Raw genomic sequence first — 2,132 nt, 5'->3', positions numbered from 1 at the left:
CCGCAACCCGTACAACGAAATCGAATGCAGCGACCACTATGCCCGCGCGATGTCGAGCTACAGTGCCTTCATGGCCGTCTGCGGATTCCGATACGACGGACCCGAGGGCAAACTCGCCTTCGGACCTCGCATGCAGCAAGAAAACTTCCGTGCCGCCTTCATCACCGCCGAGGGCTGGGGCAGCTTCCAGCAAACCGCCGACCGAGGCAATCAAACGGGATCGATCGAACTGCGATACGGACAGCTTGATCTGAAGGAATTGGCGTTCGATCGGGTCGACCGAACCGCTGCCAGTCGGGCCGAAGTCACACTCGACGAACAGCCAACGGCCGCTCGCTTTCAGGCTGAGCCGGGACGATACGTCGTGCGTTTCCCCGAAGGTTTCCGCATGAAAGCAGGTCAACACCTCCGCGTTCGCTTTCTCTAGTGCTCTGGTTCTCGAGTGCTCTGGCTAGACTCCCCCCCGGTTTGCTAGTTTCGCAAAGGTGCAGTGTTGCAGGACGCACCCGTGCGGCGGTTTCGCGCGGACCGGAGGAGGAACCCATTGAGCGATTACGACCAACATCCCGGTGGCGGATTCAGCAGCGTTGATGGGTACAACGACCCGGCGGGTTCGCAAGCCGAAGCAATGCGGCAGATGCAACAGGATGAACTAAATCGGCAGCAGCGGGAGCAAGCCGCATGGGATGCCGCTGCGCAGACGAATGCCGCTGCGCAGTCGAATGCCGCGTTCAGCCAACCCGACTTCGGCAACCCGAGCGGCGCCGGTGGCCGATCGAACGCAAAGGCGAAGGGTAACGCAAGACAATCCAAGACGGCGAGAACCAAGCCCAAATCGAAACCGGCTCCAGCGACGCCGACGGGCCCGGTGAGCCCCGGTTTCGCAATCCTTGGATTCGTCCTGGCGGGCAGCTGGGGGATGGGGCTGATGGAAGACGACGGTCGCTGGTTCGGAGGGCTCGTCACCGGTCTAATCGGAGCCTACGTCGCGGGTCATTACCACAAGGTGCTGATCGCAGCATCGTTGGTCGGAGGCGGCTGGTGGTTCTTGAGTCAGTACGAACCATCCCATCCGCAACGGACCGAAACCGTGCCCGTCGTCGACGCCGCTCCTGACGTGCAGCCGAGCCGCCCGGCTCGGGAAAGGGTCCAGACGCCGCAACCCCAAACCCCACCCCAAACCCCGGAGCAGGAGGTCGCGGCGCTGCACCCCTATCCCGCCACACCGACGATCTTGCTTCGCCCTCACCAGCCCTTGAGCACCGACCTGTCGCGGATGCGTGCGTTCCAGAACGCGATGTTCGACTTCGAAGCGCGGACCGGCAAATCATTCTTGAGTGAACATCGATCGATGAAACCGGCCACGCGAACGCGCTACGACTACTTTGCACAATACTCCGGCAGCGAGCGTCAGCAGGGCAGCGAACCGATTCCCGAGCTGCAGCCGGTTCAAGGGGTTTGGGAGTACCAAAGTCCGCAGCTATGGGAACTCGATTTGATCGCCACCGTCGACCAGCACTTTCTTTTCAACACCACGCGCGCTGACGGAACCATCCGCGACGGGGTCTTCCGCACCTACTCCGGTGACGGACTATGCTACAAGCCGATGACACGTCCGCTTCACCGCCGAGGAGAGAAGCACGAAGTGTTTCAATTGCCGGTGCGGGGCGGTCAGGTTTGGCGTGACTTCGCGAGATCGGTCTACCATGCCAAAACCGACGCGGAACTATTGGCACTCGATCCGTTCAACCAGACGATCGCTCACACGCACAAGAAAACCGCCGAGGCGAGAGCGATGTACGAGTCGCACAAACGCATGATCGAGGGTCTGCGCCAAGCCTCGCTGCCGGTCGTCCGAGCGGCACGGAAATTGCGTACGAATCGGTAGCTTTCCGACGGTAGCATCCAGCTCTTTCTCAAAGCTTCTTCCAGCTTTTCCGTTGTTCAGGTCACGTTTCGCCAAACAGCGATCACTGTCTGATCAACGGTCAACTTGACCGCCTCTCCATCACGATTGTCGCCAAACGACGTTTGCCAGCGGCTGCACAACGAACAGCCCTGCGGTGCGTCATAGATTGACATGACCCCGGAAAACGCGGCGTTTTTGATGCCGCGCCGGCGTGATGCCGTCT

General features: G+C 60.8%; 2 protein-coding genes and 1 pseudogene. 2 read left to right on the top strand and 1 reads right to left on the bottom strand.

Annotated elements, in window-relative coordinates:
- Together ABX749_RS30665 and ABX749_RS30660 are read left to right on the top strand one after the other, a co-directional pair.
- Window positions 1–427: pseudogene (locus ABX749_RS30665) on the top strand (glucosylceramidase); the annotation flags it as partial.
- 117 nt (window positions 428–544) lie between these two features.
- A complete protein-coding gene (locus tag ABX749_RS30660; RefSeq protein WP_372899383.1) occupies window positions 545–1,888 on the top strand; it encodes a hypothetical protein in 1,344 nt (447 codons plus the stop codon).
- Window positions 1,889–1,944: 56 nt separating this feature from the next.
- Here the strand turns inward: ABX749_RS30660 and ABX749_RS30655 are convergent.
- A partial coding sequence (locus tag ABX749_RS30655; protein WP_372899382.1) for a hypothetical protein occupies window positions 1,945–2,132 on the bottom strand: 188 nt, incomplete at its 5' end.

The organism is Stieleria sp. (assembly GCF_041595215.1).
GTDB classification, from domain to species: domain Bacteria; phylum Planctomycetota; class Planctomycetia; order Pirellulales; family Pirellulaceae; genus Stieleria; species Stieleria magnilauensis.
Note: the sequence above shows the minus strand (reverse complement) of the source record. Positions and strands in the feature narration are given on the sequence as shown.